The organism is Kiloniella litopenaei (assembly GCF_000982415.1).
Taxonomy (GTDB): domain Bacteria; phylum Pseudomonadota; class Alphaproteobacteria; order Kiloniellales; family Kiloniellaceae; genus Kiloniella; species Kiloniella litopenaei.
Map to the genome: position 1 here is coordinate 19,377 of NZ_LANI01000023.1, position 26,271 is coordinate 45,647.

A 26,271-nucleotide genomic window follows, 5' to 3' on the forward strand; every position below is an offset into this window, starting at 1 on the left:
GTTTCTACACTTAAAATCCGTTAGATCACTTCTCTACTCAACCAATCGATTGCCCTCTACCCCGTGATAAAAACCGTTAGAAAAAGGCGCAAAGTCCACAAATTCTGACAACATCTCCTGGGCGGCGGCGTCTTCTAGTTGACCATCCAACCGTTCTCTGAAAACTTTACTTACCTTCACCATATCCAAGTTCTGCGGCCACAATCGGAAATGTGTTGCCCCTAATTGTTTAAGATTATTCAGCTCATCTACCAGGTTTGTGATGGTATACGACATTGTCTGTGTTCCATTGACAGCAAGGAACGGCTCTCCATCCAAAGTCTCAACATTCATGCCGTTGGGATCTTGTTCACATACATACAAACATCCGTCCTTGCTTAAGCCATGAGATCTGGCGTGATAACAACGTGCAGACAAGGCCAGCGGAACACGCCCGAAAGCCTGTATTTCAATCTCTCTGTTTTGGTTGGATGCCAAAAGTCGCGCGATAGCTTTGCCCGACAACTCACATGGCAAAACAACTCGCTGTGCACCATCATGATAAAAATAGTTCAGCGTATCTTCATTATAGACGTTTACAAAAGGGCCAACGATATGCCCCCGCCCCTTGAGCAATCCAATGGCAGAAAGGTCGTTTGCTTCCAATAGCCAAGGGCTATCCTGGACGAGTTCATGCTGTTCCTTTCTCTCTCTTTTCGACATCACAAGGGATAGGGTTGAAATAACCACTTCTTTACCGGCCTGTTCCAGACGGTCACAAATTTCTGGAATAAAAGGCGTCAAGAACGGCGCTCTTTTAGAACAGGTGACTTCGCCAATATAGACAACATCAACGGGGGCTTCGTCAGCGATCTGAAAGTAAAAATCCCGTCTCTGTTCAGCTGGCCAGTTATAAAGAACGGGACCAAGTGTAAGTTTTGCGCTTGAATTCATTTCCTGTGAACTCATGAAATGTTATCTCCAGTTCTTTTCATAGGCACCTGCCGTTGAGCGCGTTCCTTCGGTGATATTTCCCATATCCACAAACGGAACCGGATCTCCTTTCATTGCGGCGTCAATTGCCTTTCGATAACCAGACACCACCTGATGAACGTACGCCTTCCCCCTCTGACGCCCTTCTATTTTCAGTGCTTTCACACCAGCCTGAATGAGTTCCGGCAACATCATCATGACATTCAGCGATGTCGGTTCTTCAAAAAGATACGAGGGATTGCCCGTATGCCCGACAAAGCGACCTTTGCATAACGTTGGGTAGCCCGCCGCTTCTTCATTGGGAAAGGAATTGATCGTAAATTCCCCAAGCCGGGAAACAAGTTTCCCCCGACGCTGTTCATATTCAACATGGCTGGCAGGTGAACACACCCCGTTCATGTTCGGGGACTTTCCCGTTGCATAGGAAGAAAGGGAGCATCGCCCCTCTGCCATCACGCACATGCCACCAAAGGCGAAAACCTCTGTCTCGACATCAATTTCCCCAATCAGTTCCGCAATCTCACGAACAGTTAGAACTCGTGGCAAGACAACACGTTGCACATCAAATGCAGAGCGATAAAAATTGATTGCCTCAGGATTGGATGCAGAAGCCTGTACCGACAGATGTCGCCTTAATTCAGGATGCTGACGCTTGGCATAGTCGAGTAAGCCAATATCGGCTAAAATAACCGCATCAACCCCAATCTTGGCTGCGGTATCAACGGCTTTATACCAGGGTTCCAGATTACCCGCCTGTGGATAGGTATTGATCGCAACATAAACCTGCCGCCCCATGTCATGGGCTTTTTTCAGACTTTCCGTCAACTCTTCCGGGCTAAAATTCAAGCCGGGGAAATTACGTGCATTGGTTTCATCCCTGAACCCCACATAAACCACATCGGCCCCGGCATCCAAAGCAGCCCGTAACGAAGCTGGTGTTCCAGCCGGACAAACAAGTTCCATTAACGCACCCTTTCCGATGACTGCAGTGTTTTTTTCAAGGATGCTTTTATCCTGACAAACTCCTTATCCACTTTCCCTAAACGATCTTCTGACCTGTCCAACTCTTTACCCACTTCATCCATCTGCCGCGTAAGCGGAAGTAAAATAGAACGCTGGACAGTGCCAAAATCCTTCTCAAAACATCCTAAAAGAGAGCCTGCCTTTGAAAGCAGTTTGTCAAACCCCGGCTTTATAAAAGGAACTCCGCCAGCCAACACATCACCAAGAGACACATCCGCACTATCGACCGCATTCCGCAGTGTCAAAACAGCCTCGGTATCCCCCTCGACGTTCAATGTTCTGGAAAAGAAAAGAGCATCACCATCGACCCGACCTTCCAAAAGCTTGATCAAATCCAGCATCGGGCCAGAAATAGCGGCCTGACACTCGTGACCCTGCGTATTATTATCTCCAACGTCAATCTGCACTTCGCCTTCTCTAACAGACAAATAGAAGCGGTAATGCAAATCGGTCGGGCCAATGAGGAAACTAATGTTGTCCAGGATCGCCAGCCGGGAAAAAATTTCCGGATACAGCTTTTTCATTCTCGCCAAAACATGTTTGACGACTGGTTTGAAAGTGACTGCCGGGATCGGGCGCATAAAAAATCCGGCAAACAACATTGGCGTGAAAGGCGGCACCCTAGTCGGTGCATTTTTGTCATGCATCAAAAGAAGCTCTGAAATGAAATCTAGAATTATGTTGGGATAGTGCAAAGCCTTTGCTTAGAGCACCTTGATCTTCATCAAGTACGTCACATCTTTAATTCATTATATAAAATGACAAAGCTGATGTTCCCTCGCCGATGCTAAACGACTGGGCCAAACGTAAGAGGGAAAATCAAGTATTCAAACAGGTTACCAGATGCAGGAATTTTTATGACCACAGATCAATCAACTTTTGCAAAAATTGGAATTGTTACAGTGTCTGATCGCGCCAGCCGCGGTGAATATGAAGATCTCGGTGGCCCCGCAATTCACAAAGAATTATCGCAAATTCTAATATCACCCTGGGAACCTGTGACACGGGTTATTGCCGATGATCAGGAACTTATAGAACAGACGTTAATAGAACTTGCCGATACAGAAAATTGCTGCCTTATTGTCACAACAGGCGGCACCGGGCCAGCCACCAGAGATGTCACCCCCGAAGCTACGGAAGCCGTTAGCGAAAAACTCATGCCCGGTTTTGGCGAATTGATGCGACAGGTAAGTCTGAAATTTGTGCCAACGGCTATTCTATCCAGACAGACCGCAGGTATTCGAGGAAAGAGCCTGATGGTCAACTTGCCCGGCAAACCATCGGCAATCAAAGACTGTCTGGATGCTGTCTTCCCTGCCATTCCCTATTGCATTGACCTTATCGACGGACCATTTTTGGAAACAAACAGCAATTATTGTAAAGCTTTTCGTCCAAAGAACAAATAACTGTCAGCAGTGGTAATCAGGGCTCGTCTATTCCCCTAACAGATGAGCAACAACCTGACGGTCATGTGCCATGGCACGATGTTCAAATAGATAAATCCCTTGCCAGGTTCCAAGTGCCAGCGAACCATGAACCATCGGAATACTTAACTGTACATCGGTTAATGCAGAGCGGATGTGCGCTGGCATATCATCCGGCCCTTCACAGGTATGGCGGTAAAGAGAAGGATTTTCTTCAACGACTCGGCGAAAAAAATTATTTAAATCATATTGTACATCCGGATCAGCATTCTCTTGAATCGTTAATGAAGCAGAAGTGTGCCGGATAAACAATGTTAGCAACCCACGAACAATGGCTTGTTGCCCTGCCCAAAAAGTAACTTCACGCGTGAATTCATAAAGGCCTTGCCCTTTTGTATGAATATCAAATATCGTCTGCGCCTGTTTCATTTTGTACCTCGGCAGTTACAGTCCCAACAAGCTTTCAAAAATGTAAAAGCTGTCATTTGACAGATAATTACCACATTTTTGTCGGATATTAACCCATGTTCGAATGAAACATGTTAAATACGGTGACCTTGCCGCAATCGCGTCTTATTCAAAGTGTATTCAGCAGTACTGTAACCATGGCAAAAACGTTTGATATAGTTAAAGTTATGGAAGTGACCGAACAGAATTTGAAGTCTGTCGCTCAAACCAATCTCTATCGCTATTGGCTGGACCTAAAAGCAGATAAAGAATTACCGCGCTGGTCTGATTTCAACCCTGGTACTGTACGCGAGGCTCTACCGAATATAATGCTTTTTGATGCATTGAAAGAAGCCAACTTTTTTGTATCGATAACGGGTGATCATTGCCGAGAAAACCTTGGTATAAAAGCAAGCCGATCCCCCATAGAAGAAACACTACCGGAAAATGCTGTCGCAGATGCCAAATCCCGTTTGACCCATGTGTATAACACCAGAAAACCACACCTGGTAACCAAACAGATGAAATGGGAAACTGCAGAAAAGCGAGAGCTTCAACAACAATCCTATACCGTGTTGTTTCTTCCCTTTGATATTGACCATGATAAAATCAAATTAAAAATCTTGAATTCCCTGTATTTCGGGTAAGTATCTATATCTGTTATCTCTGTCTTCACACGCAGGTTCTGCGAACTTTTTCAAATTCCATCCATTCCAATAATATATTTCTTCCTCTTCCCAAAAGGCTCTCTTGTACCTGTAGTGAAAAAGAAGATACCTTCCTTCTTTTCCAAAACACCAAAGGAACCTGAAATATGAAAACACGCGTAAAATGGATCGAGAACGTTGCCTTTATGGCTGAGAGTGGCTCGGGGCATGCTGTTGTTATGGATGGTGCCGTTGAAGGTGGCGGAAGAAACCTGGGTCCCCGTCCCATGGAAATGCTTTTAATGGGAATGGGGGGCTGTTCAGCCTATGATGTTGTTTACATCCTTAAGCGTGGACGGGAGAACGTCGAAGATGTCGATGTGGATGTCGAAGCAGAACGAGCGGATAAAGACCCAAAAGTTTTCACCAAAATTCATATGCATTTTCGGGTTAAAGGCGAGGGTCTGAACGAGAAAAAAGTCGAACGCGCCGTTGAACTTTCAGCGGACAAATATTGCTCTGCTTCGATTATGCTTGGAAAGGCTGCAGAGGTTACGCACAGCTTTGAATTGGTTAAAGAATAGAAGCTAGAAATAAAGTTTCAGCATTACGGAAAGAGTAAGTTAATGAGAGCAGTTCTACAGCGCGTAAGTGAAGCTTCTGTCACTGTCGATGACACCATCACCGGGGCAATCAAACAGGGACTGCTCGTTCTCTTTTGCGCAGAACATGGTGACCACGATGATGAAGCCGCCTATTTCGCCAGAAAAATCAGCAAAATGCGCATTTTTACCGACGATGATGGGAAAATGAACCGCTCTGTTCTTGATATAGGTGGTTCTGTATTGGCTGTCAGTCAATTTACCCTTGCAGCCAACTGGAAAAAGGGAAACCGCCCCGGTTTCTCAGGTGCAGCCGCCCCTGTGGAAGGAGAACGGCTTTACGAGTTTTTCTGCAATGCCTTAAAGAGCGAAGGGCTCACAGTCGAAAAAGGCGTTTTTGGTGCACATATGGATGTCCGGTTACTTAATGACGGCCCTGTAACAATTGTGATGGACTCAAAAGACAGCGCCTGAACCAGACAAGTTCATCACGAAGATATGGGAAGAGCCTGCGTAAATAGTTTACCGGGGGCCGTGCCCCGCCCCTCAACCCCGGCCAATCTCAACATATGCCAAATCAGCGCTAGATTACTCGAAATCACTGGCTTGCCAAGAATTTGCTCGGCTTCTTGCAATACCCCCAGTGTTCGCAAATTTGAGCAGGAAACAAAAACCCCTTCGCATTCAGATTTTTCCCCAACCTTAACAATCGCCTCCAGCGTCGAGACTTCGGCGATTCTGGAAACAATCTTTTCCTGATCCTGTTCAAAAGACCCAAAACTTGCAATCTCAAGGTCATTGTCTTCCAACAGACTTCGCATCGCGTTCGAGACCTCTGGAACATAGGGGGTCAAAAAACCCAATCTTTTTATCTCTAAAGCCCGGCAAGCAGCCATCACTGCCGTGATAGGATCAGTTACAGGGACACCCGGGTGTTGCGTGTGTATTTTTGCAGCAACTTCTGATGGGCCGATAACGGTTGCCCCTGATGTACAAGCATAGGCCATTGCATCAAACCTTGTGCTTTTGGGAAGTAATCCTGCAGCGGTTGGTAAATCTTCGGCCATTTGCGCTAAAGTTTCTTTGGTTACAGCGGGATGACTGGGGATGCGCAAATGCAAGAGAGAGACATTGAAATCCCGAATAACCCGTCTGAATTCATCTTCCAACGTTTCATCGGCCTGTAAAACGATCAGACCAAGGCAAGCTTTGGTTTGGTTTTCTTTATCGAGTGAAAAATCCAGCTTCATTTTTTAATCCTGTAACTCTTCTTCCAAAGAGCTCTGTCCAAAACCGGGAAGAACAAACCATTATCGTTATTGGATAATTGGCAACTCAGGAGCAGCCCGTTTGGTTAACAATACGGGTGCATCTTCTGTAATGAGGATATTTTCTTCATGGACCATTATTTTCCCTGCCGAAATTTCAAGGCTTGGTTCCAATGTCATCACCATTCCGGATTTCAGGACCGTATGGTCATGGGCATAGATAGATGGCCATTCTGTCAATTGCATTCCAAGTCCATGGCCATAGCGCCCGACATCCGAGGAACCGCCCCCTATAGCTTCGTGCATAGCATTGAAAAGATCGGAACAACGTGTACCGGAACGAGCATGGTTCATCCCGACTTCTGTTGCCTGCCACAGCTTCTCATAACCGCGTTTCGCCGCATCATCTGCATGGGAAATTGCAAAGTTACGGTCAAAATCGCAGAAGTATCCCTTCAAGGTTGCCCCCGTATCCAACATCAAGACATCACCTTCACGCAAAGGCGTTTCTGTCGGTGGAGAGATCACATCACCATAACCTCCTTGCCCGGCTGCACCAACAAGATAGGGCACGTCCTCGGCACCTTCTTGCAGAAGAGCTATTTTGAACTGACGGAAAACATCATCCAGCGCCTGTCCTGGAGAGAAGAGCTCCCCCGCTCTGACAAAGGCAGAACTGCCAATGTTACAGATGTTCTTGATGATTTTCAGTTTGGCCTCTGATTTCACCATTCTCAGGGCTTTGAGAAGGTCGGTGCAATCGACAAAGTCTGCTCCACAGGATAAACGCAATTCATCAAAATCACGAACAGGCATGCGCAAACTCGTCTCTGGCCCCATTGGCCAGCCAATACGCGAATAGTTTTTCAAGGCTTTCGTCAGAAGACCAATACCGTCATCGGTTGGATGCGGTGATGGCCATGTTCGAATATCCTTCACCCAGGTCTTCTGCATCAAATCTGCACCAATTGCCGGAATAACAGCTATTGGCTCCCCCTTTTGAGGGAGAATAAGAAACCAGGGACGTGTTGGACTCTGCCAAAAAAGTGTTCGAAACCCGGAAAAGTATCTGACCTCTGCTTCGGTAGAGAAAACCAGCGCATCAAGGTTGTTTTCACACATTGCCTTTTGCGCAAGTGACAGACGTGTCTGGTATTCTACTAAATCAAAATCACTCATGTATATTTCCTGAAACGAAAGGTCTTTTGAATTCGCCTCTCAGCCAAGAAACGATTCAGAAATCACAGTTTAGTAACTGTCTGGATACGAATTTCCTCATTTTCGAATACGGATATGAAAAATATAATACTATTTACCACGTCGATGCTTGAATTTAATCAACAATCAATTTCAAACTCAGTCACTTAACCTCGATACACAGATCAAGCGGTGTTTGGTAATCCCAAAAGACCCTAGTCGTTATGTATGCGACATTCCGGCTCTTTGACTTACTGTTGCTATAGGACTACAGCTTAATTGATAATAATTCCTATTCACAAATTATTCTTTTCAAAGATTCTAGAATATCATGCTGAACAGAAGACATTTTTTAAAAACCGGGTTGGCCACAGGCTCCGCAGTTCTTGGTGGAGGAACATTTGGATTACTAGCATCACAGGCAAGTGCAACACCGGACCTCGTTCTCAAACCAAGAATAATCGATCAAAACATTCTTGGGCATAATCCAACCAAAAATGTATTTTCGTACAATGCATCCGGTCCCGCCCCCATCCTTCGGGCGAAACAGGGCGAACTTTTTCATGTACGTTTGGAAAACAAGTTACCTGAGCCGACAACAATTCACTGGCATGGCTTGCGTTTATCCAATGCGATGGATGGCGTTCCTTTTGTAACCCAGCCCTATATCTATGAAAACGAGACCTTCGATTATATCTTCACGCCCCCCGATGCTGGCACCTATTGGTATCACCCCCATTGTAATACACTGGAACAGATGAGTTACGGGCTTACAGGCGTATTGATTGTTGATGAAAAGGAAGCTCCTGATTTCGACGCCGATGTTACCCTAAACTTGCGGGACTGGCGCTTGGGATCAGATGGTCAGTTCATTAACCTCTACAAGGCCAGAAAAAGTGCACGCGCAGGTACCTTCGGAACCGTAAAGACCACAAACTGGGAAGAAAACCCTGTTTATGACGTCCCCAGCGGCGGTATCATCCGCCTGCGCGCCGTGGTCAGTGATGTCACCCGGATTTTCAAACTTAAAACAGAGGGGGCCGACGCAACTGTCATAGCCCTTGATGGTTACCCCGTACCAAAACACTTTCCGCTGAATCATCAAGCGGTTGGTCCAGGTCAGCGCATTGATATCGCGCTTAGAATGCCAGACGAAGAAGGTAAAGAGGTCAAGCTTATCAACGCATCGTCCTCAAAAGCTTGGACGGTTGCGACGTTACGCTCACAGGGGGCATCCTTGAAACGTGACATACGCGATCTCAGACCTCTGCCACGTAACCCTGTACCCGTTCCCGACCTCAAAAATGCCGAGCACATTCCTTTTGAATTTACGGCAACTGCAGAATCAGCCCCGAAAAACGGATTTTGCGGTACAATCGGTTTTTCCTTCTGGGCTATCAATCGCAAGGCATGGCTGGGTGTTTCCCCAGATCCAATGGCACCACTCGCCGAACTAAAGCTGGGCAAGAGCTACGTCTTCAGCTTTAGAAACAGAACGCCCCATACACATCCGATTCACCTGCATGGACTTTCCTTCACTCTGCTTAATTCCAATAAACGACAGATTGATCCCTTTGTCACCGATACCGCCCTTGTCTTGCCTGATGAACGAATGGATGTCGCCTTTGTCGCTGACAATCCGGGTGACTGGCTTCTTCACTGCCACATTATCGAACACCAAAAGACCGGCATGAGCAGCTTTATCCGAATAACTTAGAGTTCAGGGGAACCGCATGTGAAATCAGGCGACAGACTTCTTCAATATCCGCCCGCATCTGCCCTGCTTCCTTTCTGACAAGCCAGTTTCCACTGGGCATCGCGAGTTCTATGGGCGACAGACGAACCACATCGCCACGGGACAAAGCTCCCTCACTTAAGGGGAGTGAGGCCAGCAACACACCGACACCTGCCTTTGCTGCGTCCAATGCCGTAATAAAACTATCAAAACGAATGGCCGTTTTCCGAGGGGGAGAGATCTTTGCTTCGATCGCCCATTCTGACCAGCCACTCCGGCGTCCGGCCAAACGAATACATGGCAAATTTTGCCACATATTCTTATCAATACCTTGCAACAGGTGCGGCGCACAGATCGGGGACAACACCTCAGAGAAAAGGTGTGTTGCAATCTTTCCTTCCCAGTTTCCTGTGCCAAACCTGATCTCAATATCCGCATTTATTGCTTCATAATCCGCAGGGCGATGAATAGATGCAATGGAAAGGGTAACATTGGGACGCGCTTCTCTGATCCAGGATAACCGAGGCACCAGCCACAAAGACGCAATGGATGCAGGACACGCGATCGTTATAACTTTCGCCCCCTTCTTGCCGAACAGATCTTCTGTCGATCTTGCCAGCGCATGAAGCGAGGATCGAACGGATGGCAGATAGGCATCCCCCTCTGCCGTTAATTCAACGCCACGTGCCAGACGATGAAACAGGGTTACACCAAGATGGGCTTCAAGCTTTCTGATCTGTTGGCTTACCGCAGCCTGAGTCAGACCGAGTTCCAACCCCGCTTCTGTGAAGTTTTCATGACGGGCCGACGTTTCAAAAGTTCGTAACCAGTCCAAAGGAGGTAATGATGCCAATAGGTTACTCCATAGCCATAAAAATAGTTAGGTCATAGCCATATATTATATTGATTGTTTTTATTTCTTATAACTGGACTAATCCAGTCAATTATAAAAATTCTGTCTTGGAGAGATAAAATGAAACTGGACACTGCAGCCATTCTAAATGATGGCAAGGTATTGCAAGTAAGCTGGCAGGACGGCACCTCTGCCCGTTTTCATGCCCTTTGGCTCAGGGATAATGCACTGGATGCCGCAACGCGATCAGAAGGAAACGGTCAAAGGCTGATCACCATTCTGGATCTGCCAGCAAACACCTATATTTCAAATGCGGAAATAGATGCTGAAGGTTCTCTTGAAATAACGTTTCAACCCGAGAATAAAACCGTTGTCTTCCCTAGTCACTGGTTAATGGAACATGCCTACGACAAAACTCATTCCACAGATAAGGGATGGGTCAGTGCGCGCGTAAAAACATGGGATTCCAGCCTCTCTAATACAGCCGGGATTCCAACTGTTGATTATGCGACAGCCCGGCAAAAAGGATCTGAGTTTGGCAACTGGCTGGAAGATGTAGAAGCCTATGGTTTTGCCATTATGACCGATCTGCCTCTCGAGAGTGGCTCCCTTTGCGATGTCGCAGAGCTTTTTGGCTATGTAAGAGAAACCAACTACGGACGTTTCTTTGAAGTCAGATCAGAAGTCAATCCGGTGAACCTCGCCTATACAGGATTGGGATTACAGGCGCATACAGACAATCCTTATCGCGATCCGGTCCCGACGCTTCAACTTCTCTCTTGTATGGAAAATTCTGCAGATGGTGGAGACTCCATTGTTGTTGATGGCTTCAAGGCTGCCGAAGTTCTGCGCCGGGAATCACCAGAAAGCTTTGAGCTTCTCGCCAGCTTTCCCGTGCGCTTTGAATACGCGGGAAGTGATGATGTAAAGCTGCAATCAAAACGCCCGACGATTGAGCTTGGCCCGGACGGGGAAATGCTTTCCATTCGCTTCAACAACCGTTCTTCTGCTCCATTTACGGATATTCCCTTTGACCAAATGGATGCGTTCTACACTGCCTATCGCAAGTATGCAGAAATCATTGAGCGCCCTGAAATGGAAGTCAGCTTTATGATGAAACCTGGAGACCTTTTCATCGTAGACAACACCCGTGTGATGCATGCGCGAAAAGGCTTCTCAGGCGCAGGAACACGATGGCTTCAGGGATGCTATGCGGATAAAGATGGCCTGCTATCAACCCTTGCATCCATCAAAGTCAAAGCAAAAATGCAGGAGGCAGCCCAATGAGTGCAGATAAATTCCAAACACTGAGCAAAGAAAACATTGTCGATTTCATCGGTGATATCTTCCATCGTCGTGGCGCTGACTCCTACCTTGGCGAAGATGTAACAATGTCCGAACATATGCTTCAGGGTGCACAGCTGGCGGAAAAAGCAGGGGCAGACGATGCCCTGATAGCTGCTGCGTTACTTCATGACATTGGACACTATACCAACGAATTTCCTGATGATGCCCTCGAAAAAGGCATTAACAATCATCACGACGAAGCCGGTGCCGCTGTCTTGGAAAAGTTCTTTCCCCCGGTGATCACGGAATGTGTTCGTCAACATGTCGCCGCAAAAAGATACCTCTGTGCAAAAGACGAAGCTTATTTTTCACGCCTGTCAGATGCCTCCATCCATACCCTGAACCTTCAGGGCGGGCCAATGAGCGACGCAGAGATGAAAGAGCTGGAAAAAAACCCACATCTGAAGGAAATTATTCAGGTTCGTTATTGGGATGACGAAGGTAAAGACCCCTCAGTCAAAACACCGCCCTATGAATACTACGCACCGATCCTTCAGCGCGTTGTTGACCGCTTTTGCGCTAAGGCATAATGGCGAGATATCAAACAGAGTAAGAAAATATGTCAAATAAAGTAATTCTCGTCATCATGGACGGTGTTGGTTATGACACCGCGCTCTCTCAATGTGGCTATCTGGAAGGAATGGTTGAATTGGGCCGTGCCCATCGCTGGAAAATGCGCACAGCGTTACCAACCATTTCAGCCGCAATGTATGAAACCATCCACACCGGCTTGTCACCTCTTGATCATGGTGTCAGTGGCAACGAAGCGCTGAGACGCTCAAACGTTCCAAATATCTTTGATCAACTACACCAGGCCGGACATAGCACCGCAGCTGTCGCCCATTCCTACTTCCACACCCTCTATAACGGGCCTTATGATCCTGTTGAGCATGTGGAAGTCGAAGATGAAACAAAGGCCATCCAGTACGGACGCTTTTATTCCATGGAAGGTTATTCAGCGGCAAACATCTGTGCCCCTGCGGAAATTGATCTCTGCGCACAGGCGACACGCCTCATCCGTCGCCACACACCGGATTATGTTCTGTTGCACAGTTCATCAGTTGACAGCCTTGGTCACAAATACACTGCGGACTCTGCACAATATCGTATTCAGACCTGGCACATAGACAATGCACTGGCTCGGACGATACCAATCTGGCGAGAGGCCGGATACGATGTTTTCGTTACGGCCGACCATGGCATGAATGCAGATGGTCATCACGGTGGTAACGAGGAAATCATGCGCAATGTTCCCTTTTACTACTTTGGCGCAGCAGAAGTTCCAGCAAAAGATCAGGTACTGGATCAACTTGCAATAGCCCCGACTGTCCTCTCGCGACTTGACGTTGAAATTCCCGATAGCATGAAACAGAAACCTCTGCTTTAGGGGTAACCATCGTTAGTAACAATCGTTACAAAGAAGATGCCTATTCAGGATTAATGATCTGAATTAATAGCCTAGGTCAATGGATGCTCAAGCCGTAAGGGCCACCATCCAGATACCCAAGATAGGCATCTTCTTCGTACCAATATTCCTGATCCAGTTCCTGTCCGTCTCTGTTGATATAAACACCTGTGTAAAACGGCAAATCGTAATACCAGTATTTAACTTGCTCTGATTTTGGATACTTCAGAGCCAGTGTCTCAAACCAGCTATGAAATTGCTTCTTGGGGATATCTTTCCAACGCAAACAATAACTGACGTTATTTGCGCCCTTGGCACAGAACAGCATAATCCGCAGCAGCCGGGCTCGTGCAGCGGTTGTTCCCTCATTATTTCCATAAAGCTCCAGAGCCTCTTCAAACATCTCAATTGGCGCTCGTGGTTGATCTTCCGCTGTATTTTCAGCCCAGACATCTTCTGCGGTTAAATGTATATAATGCCGTTTACAACCATCCAGATAACTCTCTACCAATCTGGTACGGGCATAACTACAACGCGGCGCGATATGATTTTCATAAAGAAAATACGCGACATCTGACAGTGCCTTGGCGCGGATCTCTTCTGTGGCTTTCCCAGAAGCAAGTGATGTTAAGCTGTTTTGAAGTTCGACATAGAGCTCTATCTCTTCACGTAATTTGCTTGATTTCTGCAATGCACTTGCCTGTAAAACCTTTTGCCAGTTCAGTTCTTGGGACAGCAATACTGCCCCGCGCCAGTCTTCCTGAATCATTGCTTCATCCAGATGTGGACGGATCAGCGCAAACTTTAACAAGGGACTATCTGTTCCCGAAAAAGCAGAAATAAAATCATTAGTACTTAAAAAATATCGAGATACCTGTTCATAAAGAACAGTATCTAAAATTCTGAGTTCAGAAAAATGCCCGTTTTCAGTAGAAGCATCAGTGATGCTATCTTCTAAAATAAAAGCGAGCGCCGCATTATTCTTTAGCCGCGCTTCAAGCTGTTTGGTTCGCAAAGCAAAAATATCCTCAAGCGAGGTGACGTTCTCAGCAAGAAGACTGCTAACGAGCATAGACGTCTTGTTAAACTCTCCTTGCTCCAGATTAACCATAGCTTCAAACGCCAAAGCGTGGCTATACAACGGCGTGCCTTTATATTTATCCCCCGCAGGTTTCTCTCCCTCGAGCAAATATTCACAAACCATTACACTATATCGAGAAACTTCTTCATACTTTGCCGAAACAACATCTGTCGTTTGCAAACAGAGGCTTTCCACGTCTTCGGGCTTAGACAAAATAGCCGCCAACAGAGTAATCCCGTCACGATGTTTAAGGGGGCGGGTGGCAATATCACCAATATTGGCCAGCAAGGCATTTATCGCTAAACGATCAAGCTGATCCACAGAATCAATATCGCTTGTCACCAACTCGTCTAACGAAACGCTTCTTAAAAGCTCAGTGTAATAACGATCACGATCTCCGTAATGCAGCCAAATTCCAGTCTCCATATCCATCACGTGACGTCGATATTCTGATTGGGGATAATCCATCAAGAAGGCTTCGGTAAAACTATTGAAAATAGCTGGCAAGAAAACCTCTTCCTGTCCTTCTCTACCATTGTGAAACAACGCTAATATTTCCATATAACGCGCAGTTTCAATCAACCAGCCCTTCTTCCTGCCCTGTGTTTCTTCGGCCAATGCAATCACAGAAAAACGATCGGCAGCCTCAGGAAAAAAACCATCGTGATACAAAGCTGCAGCTTCGATATACTGGAACCAGTTCTTGTAGGCACTTTGTTCTTTATCCATGAGTTCCTTAACCATCACGGATGATTTCATATAGTCATCTAGATTAAAAAGGCAGTTTTGTACAAGAGCAAGACGTAGCATGGCCAGATAGCGAACTTTATCTGGTTCAAGGTTGCTCATTTTCAAACCATCATAATAGCTATTAAGATTTGAAAAATCCCCGCTGCCATAACAATGAGTCTGGGTAAGGTACTCTCCCTTTCGAAAAATTTCCTCGTGCTCATTTCGAACAAAAGTGCCTAGCTCTTGTTCTACTAAATCACCGATCTCATAAGTTTGATGGAAATCTTTCACCTGATCAATTATCACAGGGGCCACTTCAAATGGATCAAAGTAATCAAGTAGTTCGGGTTGATAAGCACGAATTAACTGTTCCAAAAAGACCTTTGCACGACCTTCCTGGGGAACAAGCATATCAAGCTGGGTTGATGAACAATACCGCGATGCTATGGGCTGCTGGCAAGGGGGACCGCCCCCCGCTTCAAGATCACGAGGGAGCAGGCTCGCGATTAACATGACACTCAGCAGTAATGAATATTGCCATGCGAAACGTCCCATACTTTTTTTGCTCCTTTAAAAGACGATGCCATCTATCATCGTTACAGAGAAATCCATATCTGATGTTATTTACTTTTTTTATGGCATCAAGAAGATGATCTGTAATCGGCGTCTGTTTTTGTCGATAAAACATCAAGGAAACTTCCGACACAACCGCCGCCAACTTCTTGGCATCGCTTCGGTTATCTTCAAACCAGGTTGGTAACCCTGTTATTCGAACTGATATATCCGCGGGAATTTTCTTTTTTAGGTCAATTAACCAAGCTCGGTAAACGTCGAGTTTGGAACTGGGGCTGTCATAATCTATTTCTATCCCAATAATGTGCCGGCCTGCCCGCTTCCAAATATTAATATCGCGGTTGATAAAAGCTGATATTTCTCTGACATTAATTCGATTTTCCATACGATATGTCAAAATCAGTTTCTCGGTATCCTGAAAATATCGAGGGCTTTGATGGGGGATCGACTTATGGCTTGTTTGATGCCCCCAGGATCGCACAAGAACTCTGACTTCCCCCGCACGACAAGTTATCTTGAATATTTGACAGTTCTCTAGGAACTTTTGTTCTTGGTGATTTTTATCATCCAGTGTTTGGCCAGCCCAAACCCAATGATCAATAATCAGATCTTGCGTATTAGCAAAAGAAGGGAACAAAAAAACACAAAGGAATATACCAGACAAAATACTCTTTAACTTGCCTGAAACAATTCGACTCATAAATCTGTTCGCCTATCACTTTCTTAGCTCGTATCAGGCAGATTAACACAAAATGCAATGAATAAGACAAGCCTATGAATGCCCAATAGCGTCTGCTTCACAAAGAAAACACACGGCAAAATCACCAACAGGATAATCCCCTTAAAAAAACTCTAGTTGAGTGAATTTGTGCGCCAAATTTATCAAGGAGCTTTTGGAAGATCCAGTTCAAGGTCGTCTTTGTCACTGGTGATTTCAGCATGCATCAGAATCTTTGATGTAAAAGCCATCGAGGTATCAATGACCCATCGCACCTGCTTTTCACCGGCCTCATTTTGTGCGGCGACAACTTCCGGCAAGATTTGCTTTTGAAGAAACCCGGCAACACCGGCCAAAGCGCGAGAGCCCAACCGCAGATCCTGTGCCTTTAGTTTAAAAGCCGACTTTGTCTCAATTTGGTTCGCGATATCCTCCAGAATATCCATCATTCTGGAGACCTCTTCATTCACCCGTCCGGTCCGATTGGCAATAAATCTTAAATGACCAACGTAAAAAGTATAATCAGACATTCATCTAATCCCAATAAGTTGCCAATCCGTCTTCCCTGAACTCAAAAGACAGCAATTCTGCAGTAACCCCGAGCTGATCTATGACAGCAAAACCCGAGTTTCAACACTCAATACCCATTCACTCTAAAGCAGGCAACAGGATTATCGGTCTTCAACCTAACTTTGACCTGATCTATCTCATTGCCAATACCAGGCTTGGAGATAAATTATATTATGCAGCTCATGAATGCCGAAGAAATACACTTGGACAATATAGCACGTTGCATTCTTAAAACTGCTGGCATAGCTTAGCGACAATTACAGGATCAAGGGTTTAAAGTTGTGAGATTGATTTCGGCAAAAAGAGGGTTGTTTGCGCTATACTTCGCGCTGCTGCAGCTTTTTGTGCCGCCTGGTCTCATGACCGCCAACGGTTCAGATGGTATTGAAATTGTCATCTGTACCGCACAAGGCATGAAAACCATTGTGGTTGATGAAAACGGTCAACCAATCAAACCGGACCCAAAACAACAGCAAAATTCAGTCTGTAGCTTTGCAATTAGTGCAATAAAAGCAACAGCATACCACACGACGGATTTACCCGTTCCATCACAGGAACTTAAGGTACGTCTGTTGCCTCAAGATGATATTTGTCATCGTTGTTCTCCTCTTCTGACATCCTACCGCCCCCGGGATCCTCCTTCTATTTTGAGTTAACACCGCACTATTTCTCAAAATTCAAGGACAAGATCATGTCAGCATTTACCCACACGTTACGTGCAGGGAGTATCGCAATTGCCTGTTGCTTATTGCCACTCTCACCTTCAGCAATCGCAGAAGAATCAACACATCTTCGTATCGCCGTCAAAAAAGACCGTTACAGCGTTGATGCCAAAAAGTTCTCTTTCACAACCCGCCGCCCCTCTGCACAAATTGTAGAGACTGCGGTCAAGCCGGACGCAAACTTCAAACCTCAGGGTGTTCTTTTTAAAGACTGGGATTACAAAAACGGGGTTTATTCAATCAATGTCCGTGAAGGCATCAAGTTCCACGATGGATCAGACTTTAATGCCGAAGCCGCAATTGCGGCGTTAAAGCTCTATGATCAGGGAAAATCCGATTTCCTTCAGATTGACCAGACAAGCTTTGAGCAGACAGGCCCCTATAGCTTTACATTCAAATCTGAAATCGGTTCCGCACTGGTCATCGAAAATATGACCCACCGCGGCGCCTCGCTCTTCTCAACTACCGGGGATCGCAGTAAAAATCCCATTGGCACAGGCCCATACCTGTTGGAAGATTACCAACCGAAGCAATCCATCACGTTAAAACGAAATGATGATTACTGGGGTGAAAAGCCAGCAATTGAGAAAATTTCCTATCGCTTTATCGCTGATGATCAGGTGCGTCTTCTCGCCCTAAAAAACAATGAGGTCGATGTCATTGCCGAAGTTACCCCGCAGATGATGTTGGCCCTGCCTAAAGACGGTTCAATTGTTGTTCATCAATCTCGACCTATCCGTTACGTTGCCCTGCTCGCAAACATGCACGGCAAAGCCCCTTTTGACACGATGCAGGACAAGCGGGTCAGAGAAGCAATTGCCTATGCGATTAACCGTCCGCAATTGGCAGAGATCCTGTTCGATGGTCGCGGTGAAGTTGCCAAGGGCATATTGCCAAACTGGATGTTTGATCTGGGAGATGATCACGTTGACGGCTTTGCGTACGATCCCGACAAAGCAGGTGCTCTTCTGGATGAAGCTGGCTGGGTCTTGGGTGAAAATGGTATGCGCGCAAAAGATGGCCGCCCACTTAAACTCAGACTGGTTGCGGCCTATCCAAATGTCTCTTCCGTTCGCCCGATGCCAGAATTGCTGGAACAGATGTTCCGTTCCATCGGCATCGATATTGATCTGGTACAGGTGGATGATTCCGGCGTGTATGACGATACCTATCTCGCAACTGGTGAAGCTGACCTCTATATGGAATTTGCGTCCAACAACAATACAGACCCAACCTATCTGCTCTACAACCTGTTCCATTCAAAAACACCTTGGGGGTATCAATATACCGCCCCAGGAAAAACAGTAGATGCTTTGTTGGAAAAAGCCCGGGCGGCGCAAAGTCGTGAAGAAATCATCGACTATGTTCGCCAAGCACACAGATCGATTGTCCAAGATGAGCTGGCCGCTATTCCAATTCTCATGGTGCCTAATTTCAACCTGTCACGTCCCGGCATGGAAATTCCCATGTTTGAGCACGCTGACTGGATTGATTATGGTCGCGTAACAGTCAAATAGTTTGGCTTGTGAGTTCCGCAGGCTGATGTGTTGGCCTGCGGATCACAGCTTGAGATTACGCAAAAATCTTGAGCGAGAGGAGTACGCCACTTGAGAAGCTTCATTCTAAAACGTATGGCCACGGCAATTCCAACTCTGCTTGGTATGTCCATGTTGGGTTTCTTCATGGTCGCCTTGACCCCCGGCGATCCTGTCGAGATGGAATTGCGACGTCTTGGCGTTATTTTCACGCCGGATCAAGTGGCTGCCCTGCGTCAGGAATACGGCTTGGATCAGCCGATTTTCAAACGTTATCTCGACTGGTTAATACGGCTTCTTCATCTGGATATGGGACAGTCTATTGCTTCCGGGCGCTCCGTAATCGAAGAGTTTAAAACACACCTTCCCCTGACCCTCACACTGGCAGCTTTATCCCTCGCGCTGTCGATTTTACTCTCGGCCTTGTTCGGGATTACTGCCGCGTTAACCCGGTCAAAAGTTCTGGGAAGTTTCGTTCAGCTCTTTTCCATATTTATGGTTTCCATTCCCTCCTTTTGGCTCGCTCTCCTCCTGTTATTTATTTTCGCCCTGAGCCTTGAATGGATTTCCCTTTTGGGATCAGGGGCATGGTATGACTTGATCTTGCCTATTTTAACACTTTCTCTCGGCAGTGCAGCAACAATGGGACGCTTGATGAGAGATAGAATTTTAGCTGTTATGAGCGAAGATTATATCCGTTTGGCAATCGCCAAGGGTCTTAATCCTGCCCTTATCCTGCACCGTCACATTATGAAATCTATCCTGCCACCTTTGGTGACCAACTGGGCTGTAACCTTTGGCGCATTGCTGGGCGGATCCGTTATTGTTGAAAATATTTTCAACTTGCCCGGGCTTGGGCAAATGGCTCTACAGGCTGTCTTCGAACGCGATTTTGCTGTTTTACAGGCTTATTTGCTTTTCATGGGCTTGATTTTTTTTACCAGTAATTTCATTGCCGATCTCCTGAACTATTGGCTGACCCCACATTTCAGGGAACAGAGCAGTCCTCAGGGGGCTATCGAATGAAACTCTTGTCATTGCGTGCCACCCCTCTTGGCTTAAATACGGGTATTATCCTGATTGGATGTTTGCTACTGGTCGCCTTCTTCGGGGAAAATCTGGCCCCGCATGATCCCAACAAAATGGATCTTGTCCGTCGGCTCGAGGGGATGAGCTGGACCTATCCCTTAGGCACTGATCATCTCGGTCGCGACGTGCTCTCGCGTTTGATGTCCGGGACACTGCTTTCCCTTGGGGCCGCAGTAATGACCGCCGTAAGTATCCTTCTTATCGCTTTACCAATCGGGCTTATATCCGCGATGTTCGGCGGCTGGGTGAACCACCTGCTCATGAGAATAACCGATATTTTCCTCGCCTTTCCCATGATCATTTTTTCATTGGTCATTATCGGATTTTTGGGGGCATCGCTTAACTCAGCCATCATCGGCGTCGCGCTGGCCTGGTGGCCCAGCCTTGCCCGTCTGGTTCACACCCTGACAACAGATGCTCTATCGAAAGATTTTGTACTGGCATCGCGTCAATGTGGCATAGGTCCGGTTAAGCTGGTCACAAGACATATTCTCCCTCAAATATTACCTCCTTTGTTTGTTGTGATGAGTTTGGAAATGGCATCGATCCTGCTCGTGCTTTCATCTCTCAGTTTTTTGGGAATTGGAGCACAACCGCCCGAAGCTGAATGGGGGGCGATGTTAAACGAAGCACGCCCCTTTTTCACTGAGCGTCCGGGTCTGCTGCTTGCCCCCGGCCTGTTAATAAGTCTCGCCGTGATGGGATTTAACCTGCTCGGTGAAGGAATAAGGCACAAGCTTGATAACAGGAGCCCTTTCCGATGGTAAAGACACCTCTTTTCAAGCTGGAGCATTTAACAATCTGTCAACAGGGAACAGATCGCAAGCCGATTATTGATGATGTCAGTTTTTCTCTGGCACAAGGACAACACCTTGGTCTTATCGGACGGTCTGGCTGTGGAAAGTCAGTTACAAGTCACGCTATCATGGACATACTGCGTCCACCACTTTTCAGGAAACAAGGGCGAGCTATTCTACAAGGACAGGATATCTATACTCTTTCCGGGACAGAAAAACGTCGCGTCCGGGGCCAAGGCATTTTCTGTATTTTTCAAAGCCCGGGAAGCGCACTTCATCCTGCCCTGACCATCAAGCAACAGATGATGGAGATATCAACGGTTATCGATCAGGATCAAGCCGCGACGTCAGATGTTATTGAATACGCCTTTGACCGTATGCAATTGCCGATACGATGTCTGGAACAGTATCCGCACCACCTCAGTGGTGGCATGAAACAGCGTGTTTTAATGGCGATGGCTCTTTTATTGAAACCACGATTTTTGATCGCTGACGAACCCACAACGGGGTTGGATGTTTTAACGGAACGGGACGTTCTTGATGCAATGGAAATCATGCTGGAAGAAACCCAATCCGCCTGCCTGTTCATCAGTCATGACATCAGAATTGTCAAACGTGTCTGTCCTGATCTTTTGGTCATGCAAAATGGCAAGATCGTTGATCGTTGTACAAGGGACGAGCTCACCTATCGCGACCGCGCTGAAACCACCCGGGAAATTATTGATGCCATGGGGGTCGCCTAAATGAGTTTTCAGGTCGATAATCTGTCCCTGTCACTTGGCAGCGATAAAATCTTGCACGATATCTCGTTCACACTGGAACGTGGTCAGGTAACAGGATTATTGGGCCGATCCGGTTGCGGAAAATCCACCCTGGCCAAGGCAATGGTTGGCATCCATCAAGTTAACCAGCCCTGCCTGAAAATAGATGGCACGATATTTCAGCCCAGGTTCGGTAAAACCGGGCACAAGATCCAATATATGTGGCAAGATCCCCATATGGCGCTTAGTCCGTTTTTATCCGCTGTTCGCTCTGTCGAAGAAGCCATGGAAACACAAAAAGGAACGACAAAAACACTACGGTATGAAAAAGCGCAAGACCTGCTACATAAGGTTGGTCTCACCCCTTCTCTTATGCAAAAGCGGCCTCACGCCTTGTCCGGCGGTCAATGTCAACGCATCGCCCTGGCACGGGCTATCGCTGCCCAACCCGAATTTCTGATTTTGGATGAACCTTTTTCCGCACTGGATCTTGTGACACAAAAAAACATTATATCGCTATTGAGCAACCTGCAGCAGCTTTATAATTTCGGCTTGATGATCATTTCCCATGATCTTCGAACACTCTGGCGATTGGCGGATAAGCTCATATTGATTGATCAGGGACGCATTATCGAAGACAGACCAACGTCTGATTTCATCCATACCCCTCGTCACGCCTTAACGAAAACATTTGCCAGCTTCGCTCTGTCTGAAACTTAGGTTAATTTTTACCCAAGGCGTGAAGAGAGAAGTGTCAAAACTTACACGACGAACGATCAAACAAGGTATTAGAAAGCGTTAAGCCAAGTGACTTTTCTTGCTTAGAAGTCACCGGACAGAATTGCTTCAACCTTTTCCTGCACAGACAAGGCATCGGCAAAACTTGCAATTGAACAGTCTTTGCCCTCGTACCAAGCGATAAGATTATCCAGCCCGCGCATGTAACCATGTTGCCGCGCATCTTCGATCTCGGACAGTTCCCGCACCCAGGTGTCACCTGTCGTTGAATAGAGCTGATCCCACATGGTCAGGCGATAGGACTTTTTCTCTCCCCAAACCGTAAACTCAACAACATCGGGACCAACACCGCCCGCGCTAGCGTGAAAAGAAACAGGGATATTATCGCAAGCAAGCTGGGCCTGTACATTTGTCTCGCAGGAAACATCATCTTCCGGATAAATCGCGCAGGTATTCAAAAGCTCGGCAGTACCCAAAAGACGTTCGGTCAGGTAAATGAAATGTGATCCCACTTCGCGCACAAAACCGCCTTCTGCGCGCTGTGACAACCAGGTCGCATCCTGTTGCCAGTCCCGAGGCCAAGGGGCAAAATGAAGACGAATATCGACAGAGTTGATCTTGCCCAGCTTACCAGCATCAATCTCAACTTTCATCAGGTCAGCGGCCTGAGAATTGGCAAGCGGATAATTAACGGCATTTAAAACAGCTTTTTCCTTAAAGGCCGCAACCATTTCCTGTGATTGCTCAACGTCGATTCCCAATGGTTTCTCACAAAAGACTGCTTTTTCTGCCGCCGCAGCAGCCAAGGCATACTCACGGTGGGACGCTGGAGGGCTGGCAATATATACCACATCAACATGCGGGTGCTTGATGACTTCTTCGACAGTTCCAACGACTTCCAAAGCCGGATAGTTTATCCGAGCATCGGACCGCGCAACATCACTGGGGTCCCAGGCAGCAGCCAAATTAAATTCACCATGCACAGACATATTAGTCAGCATACGGTTCCCCATAATGCCCAAACCAATAAAACCAATCCCCAACGCCATTTCTCTATCCCGCCTGTATTTTCGAACCCAAAGAGTTAATTCGCCCCCCAAGAGTCCATTTTGAAAGAAGACAGATAATGCGTTACAAAAATTGGTTTGACCAGTTTTAAGTTTGTTAAATTATTCGTGACAGGAAAAACTGCAGTTTTATTGCTTTCACAAAATGGTTCTTTCAAGGAGGCAAAAAAAAAGGGGATGGCGCAAATACGCCCTCCCCAAGGTTTCCCATCCCTGAGGGGGTCCTCAAGGGGGGGGGACAAAGGACCGGCCCTAATTAATTGAGTAGGATTTTGGGCGTGTCACTTGATGAAACCCCAGCTCGGACAAAGAACAGCCCCGACCAGAATTCTTTACACCAACCCAGGCCAATGCAGGATCCAGATAATCACAACGGTTAACAAACACCGTTCCGGCTTGCACAGCCCGAGCCAGCTCAGCTGATACCGTTTTGTCCGTTGACCAAATTGAAGCAGACAGGCCAAACTGGCTGTCATTCATAGCACGCACGGCTTCTTCGTCGCTATCCACTGGCATAATGCCGACAACAGGGCCAAAAGTTTCCTCTGTCATCACCGGCATATGGTGATTCACAGTTATCAATGTCGTTGCTGGTAGGTAGAGCGAAGAGTTATCTGGTTCATTTATCCCTGTAACAATTTCTGCGCCTGCAGAAATCGCTTCTGCAATTTGCTTGCGAATACCATCTGCTGCCGACGCTGAAACAACAGGTCCCAGTGTAGTTTCACTCTTGAACGGGTTCCCCAGAATTTGTGTTTTGCGTGTCTCATCCTTAAATCTGGTGACAAATTTATCAAACAGACTTCGCGCAACATAGATCCGTTCAATTGAACAACAACTTTGGCCACTATTAAAGAATGCACCATCAACCAAAGAAGCAACGGTATGGTCCAGATCGGCATCTGCTCTTACATACGCCGGATCTTTCCCCCCCAGCTCCAGTGTGACTGGCAAAAATTTTCCTGCCGCTGTCGTTTCAATAGCCTTGCCCCCCCTTACTGACCCAGTGAACGCAATAAAATTGACCGACATTTGCGTGATCCATTGAGCCACTTGATGATGAGTAGCCAAAACCGACTGAAAAACGCCTTCTGGCAATCCGGCCGCCCGCAAGGCCTGGTGAATGCGCTCACCACAAAGCGCGGTTTGACCCGCAGGTTTTAAAATTACAGTATTCCCCGCCAAAAGTGCCGGTACAATTGTATTTATCGCGGTAAGGAATGGATAGTTCCAGGGAGCTATAACCAGACACACGCCGTGTGGAACCCGATCAATATAACGGGTTGAATTCTCACTCTCGATCTCAAGAGGATGCAATCCCTTTTGCGCCTTAGACACCATATAACGAGCGCGTTCCTCTAGCCCCAGCAATTCTTTTCCTGAGAAAGAAACCGGCCGCCCCATTTGCCAAGTAAGTTCTGATGCAATTTCATCCGACTTACGAAGCAGTTCATCAATAAACCGTTCACAGATGATTACCCTGTCCCGTAACGGTGTTGCCTGCCATGCCCCTTGTACCGATTGCGCTTTTATTATCGTTTCTGCCGCATCTTCATCGGTCAAATATGCAATGCACTTGAACTCAGAACCATCGACAGGAGAAATAAGCTTAAAATCAGTATTCATGATGCCGCCTCTTCAAGAGAGACTGCAAAATCTGAAACATGTTTCTCATTCAATTTGGGGGATAAAAGTACAGTTCGAAGATACATCTGGTCACGCCATTGCGAAACGCTTGTCCAAAGACCACCCTCTCGCGTCAGGTTTTTCTGAATCTCAATTGCATCCAGCTTGCCACCCGGACGAATGACCTGAAGATTAAGGTCAGGAACATGCGCCGGAGCTACTGTCTTACAATCCAGCAAGCACTTGTAAAAATTCTGCGTCAGAGCGATGGATGCATCAATCTGTTGGCCAATGACATCTGTTCCCAGCGCTTGTAACAAAGTCCACAAAACCACGGCATCAGCCGGCCTGCTACCTTGAAGCCCCCAGAAACCTCTGTGGGTCTCACCTGAAATCGAATAGGGCATGCTCACACCCAGCTTCCTGTCGAAATCATCTTTTCCGGAAATAAGTACGGCGGCAGAAACCCGTGGGACATACATCCATTTTTGTGGACCGACAACAACCGAATTGGCCCCGCTAAGACCAGCCAAAAGTTTCCGATGTGATTTAGAAAACATCAGCGCCCCACCATAAATGGCATCAACATGATGCCATGCACCGTACTTCTGACAAAGGCTGGAAATCCCAGAAATATCATCCACAGACCCGTGGATAGTTGTCCCCAACACACTCGTAACAACACAGTGTGCAGAACCGGCTTTACCACTTAGCGATTGATCAAGGGCATCAATATCAATTGCCCCGGCATCATTGCATTTGATCAAAGATATCTGGCTTTTTGGAATTCCTAAAATTGCAGCCGCTTTCTTTAGCGAGGCATGTCCGGACTCAGGTAACAGCATATGTACATTGGTTCGTTCAACACCCCCATCATAACCTCCAACAGCGCAAAAGAGAGCTGTTAGATTGGCGATAGATCCGCCACTTGCCCATGTCCCCCCCCAATCGCTCCCCAGATTAAGTCGATCAAGGAACAATTCGATCAGGCTTTCTTCAATATTACTTGCGAAGGGCGAAAGCTCTCGGAACAACATGTTCTGATTAAGAGCCGAAACAATCGTTTGTGTCAAAACTGCATAAGGATGAGGCGCCGTATCCATGTGCCCTGACATCAGTGGAGAATCCAGCCTTGTGGCATTTTCAAGAATAAGGTGCCAAAGCTTTGGCAAAGCCCCGGCACCTTCTCCAACGGATGGCACAAGAGGGAGTAGATCCACCCCGCCGGGCATCGGGCGAACTGCATGAAACAAGCTTTGCAGGATGCCACCAACCTCCTCGGCCAGATCACGCAGCTCAATATTCGACGGAAGGAAACTTGTGTCATTCGTCATCTTATAAA

At 46.8% G+C, this 26,271-nt stretch carries 27 protein-coding genes; 14 read left to right on the forward strand and 13 right to left on the reverse strand.

Features of this window, described 5'->3' with window-relative positions; genetic code table 11:
• Nucleotides 1–33: 33 nt before the first annotated feature.
• Genes ubiV through ubiT form a run of 3 tightly spaced genes read right to left on the reverse strand, consistent with a single transcriptional unit; the run spans nt 34 to nt 2,642 of the window.
• On the reverse strand, nt 34–948 hold the full coding sequence (gene ubiV, locus WH95_RS15365; protein WP_245622985.1) for a ubiquinone anaerobic biosynthesis protein UbiV: 915 nt from the start codon (nt 946–948) through the stop codon (nt 34–36).
• Between the two features lie 6 nt (nt 949–954).
• Nucleotides 955–1,935, reverse strand: a complete 981-nt coding sequence (gene ubiU / locus WH95_RS15370) for a ubiquinone anaerobic biosynthesis protein UbiU (protein WP_046508898.1) — start codon at nt 1,933–1,935, stop codon at nt 955–957.
• Entirely contained in the window at nt 1,935–2,642 is a 708-nt protein-coding gene (gene ubiT, locus WH95_RS20720; protein WP_052742073.1) for a ubiquinone anaerobic biosynthesis accessory factor UbiT, read from the reverse strand. Before ubiT ends, ubiU begins: the two co-directional genes overlap by 1 nt.
• Nucleotides 2,643–2,852: 210 nt before the next feature.
• Between ubiT and mog the strand changes: the two genes are divergently transcribed.
• Complete coding sequence (mog, locus tag WH95_RS15380; RefSeq protein WP_046508900.1) at nt 2,853–3,401, forward strand: molybdopterin adenylyltransferase; 549 nt, start codon at nt 2,853–2,855, stop codon at nt 3,399–3,401.
• A 27-nt stretch (nt 3,402–3,428) separates the two neighbouring features.
• On the opposite strand, the gene WH95_RS15385 is transcribed toward mog, so the two are convergent.
• The gene (locus WH95_RS15385) at nt 3,429–3,848 is read right to left on the reverse strand and encodes a secondary thiamine-phosphate synthase enzyme YjbQ (protein WP_046508902.1); all 420 of its coding nucleotides are present in this window, start codon (nt 3,846–3,848) and stop codon (nt 3,429–3,431) included.
• 110 nt (nt 3,849–3,958) lie between these two features.
• Between WH95_RS15385 and WH95_RS15390 the strand changes: the two genes are divergently transcribed.
• From WH95_RS15390 to dtd, 3 genes are all read left to right on the forward strand, one after another.
• The gene (locus WH95_RS15390) at nt 3,959–4,513 is read left to right on the forward strand and encodes a PAS domain-containing protein (RefSeq protein WP_082114188.1); all 555 of its coding nucleotides are present in this window, start codon (nt 3,959–3,961) and stop codon (nt 4,511–4,513) included.
• 167 nt (nt 4,514–4,680) lie between these two features.
• Nucleotides 4,681–5,097 (forward strand): OsmC family protein, encoded by a 417-nt coding sequence (locus WH95_RS15395; protein ID WP_046508906.1) that lies wholly within the window; start codon nt 4,681–4,683, stop codon nt 5,095–5,097.
• A gap of 42 nt (nt 5,098–5,139) precedes the next feature.
• Entirely contained in the window at nt 5,140–5,589 is a 450-nt protein-coding gene (gene dtd / locus WH95_RS15400; protein ID WP_046508908.1) for a D-aminoacyl-tRNA deacylase, read from the forward strand.
• Between the two features lie 14 nt (nt 5,590–5,603).
• Here dtd and WH95_RS15405 read toward each other — a convergent pair whose 3' ends face one another.
• Nucleotides 5,604–6,365 carry a maleate cis-trans isomerase family protein gene (locus tag WH95_RS15405; RefSeq protein WP_046508909.1) on the reverse strand — a complete coding sequence of 254 codons (762 nt, stop codon included), beginning with the start codon at nt 6,363–6,365 and terminating at the stop codon, nt 5,604–5,606.
• 66 nt (nt 6,366–6,431) lie between these two features.
• Nucleotides 6,432–7,562 carry a M24 family metallopeptidase gene (locus tag WH95_RS15410; RefSeq protein WP_046508912.1) on the reverse strand — a complete coding sequence of 377 codons (1,131 nt, stop codon included), beginning with the start codon at nt 7,560–7,562 and terminating at the stop codon, nt 6,432–6,434.
• A gap of 349 nt (nt 7,563–7,911) precedes the next feature.
• Between WH95_RS15410 and WH95_RS15415 the strand changes: the two genes are divergently transcribed.
• Nucleotides 7,912–9,297 carry a multicopper oxidase family protein gene (locus tag WH95_RS15415; RefSeq protein WP_046508914.1) on the forward strand — a complete coding sequence of 462 codons (1,386 nt, stop codon included), beginning with the start codon at nt 7,912–7,914 and terminating at the stop codon, nt 9,295–9,297.
• Here WH95_RS15415 and WH95_RS15420 read toward each other — a convergent pair.
• Nucleotides 9,281–10,168, reverse strand: a complete 888-nt coding sequence (locus WH95_RS15420; protein WP_046508915.1) for a LysR family transcriptional regulator — start codon at nt 10,166–10,168, stop codon at nt 9,281–9,283. The genes WH95_RS15415 and WH95_RS15420 overlap by 17 nt on opposite strands.
• A 120-nt stretch (nt 10,169–10,288) precedes the next feature.
• On the opposite strand from WH95_RS15420, the gene tmpA reads away from it, so the two are divergent.
• From tmpA to WH95_RS15435, 3 genes are read left to right on the forward strand one after another with little or no spacing between them, the layout of a single operon-like run.
• Nucleotides 10,289–11,455: a 2-trimethylaminoethylphosphonate dioxygenase gene (gene tmpA / locus WH95_RS15425; RefSeq protein ID WP_046508916.1), complete on the forward strand. Its 1,167-nt coding sequence runs from the start codon at nt 10,289–10,291 to the stop codon at nt 11,453–11,455.
• Nucleotides 11,452–12,045 (forward strand): (R)-1-hydroxy-2-trimethylaminoethylphosphonate oxygenase, encoded by a 594-nt coding sequence (gene tmpB / locus WH95_RS15430; RefSeq protein WP_046508917.1) that lies wholly within the window; start codon nt 11,452–11,454, stop codon nt 12,043–12,045. The genes tmpA and tmpB overlap by 4 nt, the downstream gene beginning before the upstream one ends.
• Before the next feature lie 29 nt (nt 12,046–12,074).
• Nucleotides 12,075–12,902 carry an alkaline phosphatase family protein gene (locus WH95_RS15435; protein ID WP_046508918.1) on the forward strand — a complete coding sequence of 276 codons (828 nt, stop codon included), beginning with the start codon at nt 12,075–12,077 and terminating at the stop codon, nt 12,900–12,902.
• A gap of 76 nt (nt 12,903–12,978) precedes the next feature.
• Here WH95_RS15435 and WH95_RS15440 read toward each other — a convergent pair whose 3' ends face one another.
• From WH95_RS15440 to WH95_RS15450, 3 genes are all read right to left on the reverse strand, one after another.
• Entirely contained in the window at nt 12,979–15,288 is a 2,310-nt protein-coding gene (locus tag WH95_RS15440) for a hypothetical protein (protein WP_157845983.1), read from the reverse strand.
• Nucleotides 15,218–16,006: a DUF3142 domain-containing protein gene (locus WH95_RS15445; protein WP_046508922.1), complete on the reverse strand. Its 789-nt coding sequence runs from the start codon at nt 16,004–16,006 to the stop codon at nt 15,218–15,220. Before WH95_RS15445 ends, WH95_RS15440 begins: the two co-directional genes overlap by 71 nt.
• 182 nt (nt 16,007–16,188) lie before the next feature.
• A complete protein-coding gene (locus WH95_RS15450; protein WP_046508924.1) occupies nt 16,189–16,554 on the reverse strand; it encodes a hypothetical protein in 366 nt (121 codons plus the stop codon).
• Between the two features lie 321 nt (nt 16,555–16,875).
• On the opposite strand from WH95_RS15450, the gene WH95_RS20725 reads away from it, so the two are divergent.
• From WH95_RS20725 to WH95_RS15480, 6 genes are all read left to right on the forward strand, one after another.
• Entirely contained in the window at nt 16,876–17,250 is a 375-nt protein-coding gene (locus tag WH95_RS20725; protein ID WP_052742074.1) for a hypothetical protein, read from the forward strand.
• 35 nt (nt 17,251–17,285) lie between these two features.
• Nucleotides 17,286–18,833, forward strand: coding sequence for an ABC transporter substrate-binding protein (locus WH95_RS15460; RefSeq protein WP_082114189.1), 1,548 nt, complete (start codon nt 17,286–17,288; stop codon nt 18,831–18,833).
• 90 nt (nt 18,834–18,923) lie between these two features.
• The gene (locus WH95_RS15465; RefSeq protein ID WP_046508926.1) at nt 18,924–19,877 is read left to right on the forward strand and encodes an ABC transporter permease; all 954 of its coding nucleotides are present in this window, start codon (nt 18,924–18,926) and stop codon (nt 19,875–19,877) included.
• Nucleotides 19,874–20,707, forward strand: coding sequence for an ABC transporter permease (locus tag WH95_RS15470; protein WP_046508928.1), 834 nt, complete (start codon nt 19,874–19,876; stop codon nt 20,705–20,707). Before WH95_RS15465 ends, WH95_RS15470 begins: the two co-directional genes overlap by 4 nt.
• On the forward strand, nt 20,701–21,480 hold the full coding sequence (locus WH95_RS15475) for an ABC transporter ATP-binding protein (protein WP_046508929.1): 780 nt from the start codon (nt 20,701–20,703) through the stop codon (nt 21,478–21,480). Before WH95_RS15470 ends, WH95_RS15475 begins: the two co-directional genes overlap by 7 nt.
• Nucleotides 21,481–22,218, forward strand: a complete 738-nt coding sequence (locus WH95_RS15480) for an ABC transporter ATP-binding protein (RefSeq protein WP_046508931.1) — start codon at nt 21,481–21,483, stop codon at nt 22,216–22,218.
• 101 nt (nt 22,219–22,319) lie between these two features.
• Here WH95_RS15480 and WH95_RS15485 read toward each other — a convergent pair whose 3' ends face one another.
• From WH95_RS15485 to WH95_RS15500, 3 genes are all read right to left on the reverse strand, one after another.
• On the reverse strand, nt 22,320–23,285 hold the full coding sequence (locus tag WH95_RS15485) for a Gfo/Idh/MocA family protein (RefSeq protein WP_046508933.1): 966 nt from the start codon (nt 23,283–23,285) through the stop codon (nt 22,320–22,322).
• A gap of 270 nt (nt 23,286–23,555) precedes the next feature.
• Nucleotides 23,556–24,929 carry an aldehyde dehydrogenase family protein gene (locus WH95_RS15495; protein WP_046508936.1) on the reverse strand — a complete coding sequence of 458 codons (1,374 nt, stop codon included), beginning with the start codon at nt 24,927–24,929 and terminating at the stop codon, nt 23,556–23,558.
• Nucleotides 24,926–26,263 carry a pyridoxal phosphate-dependent decarboxylase family protein gene (locus WH95_RS15500; RefSeq protein WP_046508939.1) on the reverse strand — a complete coding sequence of 446 codons (1,338 nt, stop codon included), beginning with the start codon at nt 26,261–26,263 and terminating at the stop codon, nt 24,926–24,928. The genes WH95_RS15495 and WH95_RS15500 overlap by 4 nt, the downstream gene beginning before the upstream one ends.
• Between the last annotated feature and the right edge of the window lie 8 nt (nt 26,264–26,271).

What these genes read in the sequence shown, in the direction of transcription:
- WH95_RS15385 (WP_046508902.1), bottom strand. Translation starts at nt 3,848, where the DNA reads ATGAAACAGGCGCAGACGATATTTGATATTCATACAAAAGGGCAAGGC.
- WH95_RS15470 (WP_046508928.1), top strand. Translation starts at nt 19,874, where the DNA reads ATGAAACTCTTGTCATTGCGTGCCACCCCTCTTGGCTTAAATACGGGT.
- WH95_RS15485 (WP_046508933.1), bottom strand. Translation starts at nt 23,285, where the DNA reads ATGGCGTTGGGGATTGGTTTTATTGGTTTGGGCATTATGGGGAACCGT.
- WH95_RS15480 (WP_046508931.1), top strand. Translation starts at nt 21,481, where the DNA reads ATGAGTTTTCAGGTCGATAATCTGTCCCTGTCACTTGGCAGCGATAAA.
- WH95_RS15410 (WP_046508912.1), bottom strand. Translation starts at nt 7,562, where the DNA reads ATGAGTGATTTTGATTTAGTAGAATACCAGACACGTCTGTCACTTGCG.
- mog (WP_046508900.1), top strand. Translation starts at nt 2,853, where the DNA reads ATGACCACAGATCAATCAACTTTTGCAAAAATTGGAATTGTTACAGTG.
- WH95_RS15390 (WP_082114188.1), top strand. Translation starts at nt 3,959, where the DNA reads ATGTTAAATACGGTGACCTTGCCGCAATCGCGTCTTATTCAAAGTGTA.
- WH95_RS15445 (WP_046508922.1), bottom strand. Translation starts at nt 16,006, where the DNA reads ATGAGTCGAATTGTTTCAGGCAAGTTAAAGAGTATTTTGTCTGGTATA.
- tmpB (WP_046508917.1), top strand. Translation starts at nt 11,452, where the DNA reads ATGAGTGCAGATAAATTCCAAACACTGAGCAAAGAAAACATTGTCGAT.
- tmpA (WP_046508916.1), top strand. Translation starts at nt 10,289, where the DNA reads ATGAAACTGGACACTGCAGCCATTCTAAATGATGGCAAGGTATTGCAA.
- WH95_RS15415 (WP_046508914.1), top strand. Translation starts at nt 7,912, where the DNA reads ATGCTGAACAGAAGACATTTTTTAAAAACCGGGTTGGCCACAGGCTCC.
- WH95_RS15450 (WP_046508924.1), bottom strand. Translation starts at nt 16,554, where the DNA reads ATGTCTGATTATACTTTTTACGTTGGTCATTTAAGATTTATTGCCAAT.
- WH95_RS15500 (WP_046508939.1), bottom strand. Translation starts at nt 26,263, where the DNA reads ATGACGAATGACACAAGTTTCCTTCCGTCGAATATTGAGCTGCGTGAT.
- WH95_RS15405 (WP_046508909.1), bottom strand. Translation starts at nt 6,365, where the DNA reads ATGAAGCTGGATTTTTCACTCGATAAAGAAAACCAAACCAAAGCTTGC.
- WH95_RS15395 (WP_046508906.1), top strand. Translation starts at nt 4,681, where the DNA reads ATGAAAACACGCGTAAAATGGATCGAGAACGTTGCCTTTATGGCTGAG.
- WH95_RS15460 (WP_082114189.1), top strand. Translation starts at nt 17,286, where the DNA reads ATGTCAGCATTTACCCACACGTTACGTGCAGGGAGTATCGCAATTGCC.
- ubiT (WP_052742073.1), bottom strand. Translation starts at nt 2,642, where the DNA reads ATGCATGACAAAAATGCACCGACTAGGGTGCCGCCTTTCACGCCAATG.
- WH95_RS15435 (WP_046508918.1), top strand. Translation starts at nt 12,075, where the DNA reads ATGTCAAATAAAGTAATTCTCGTCATCATGGACGGTGTTGGTTATGAC.
- WH95_RS15475 (WP_046508929.1), top strand. Translation starts at nt 20,701, where the DNA reads ATGGTAAAGACACCTCTTTTCAAGCTGGAGCATTTAACAATCTGTCAA.
- WH95_RS15440 (WP_157845983.1), bottom strand. Translation starts at nt 15,288, where the DNA reads ATGGGACGTTTCGCATGGCAATATTCATTACTGCTGAGTGTCATGTTA.
- WH95_RS15495 (WP_046508936.1), bottom strand. Translation starts at nt 24,929, where the DNA reads ATGAATACTGATTTTAAGCTTATTTCTCCTGTCGATGGTTCTGAGTTC.
- ubiV (WP_245622985.1), bottom strand. Translation starts at nt 948, where the DNA reads ATGAGTTCACAGGAAATGAATTCAAGCGCAAAACTTACACTTGGTCCC.
- dtd (WP_046508908.1), top strand. Translation starts at nt 5,140, where the DNA reads ATGAGAGCAGTTCTACAGCGCGTAAGTGAAGCTTCTGTCACTGTCGAT.
- ubiU (WP_046508898.1), bottom strand. Translation starts at nt 1,935, where the DNA reads ATGGAACTTGTTTGTCCGGCTGGAACACCAGCTTCGTTACGGGCTGCT.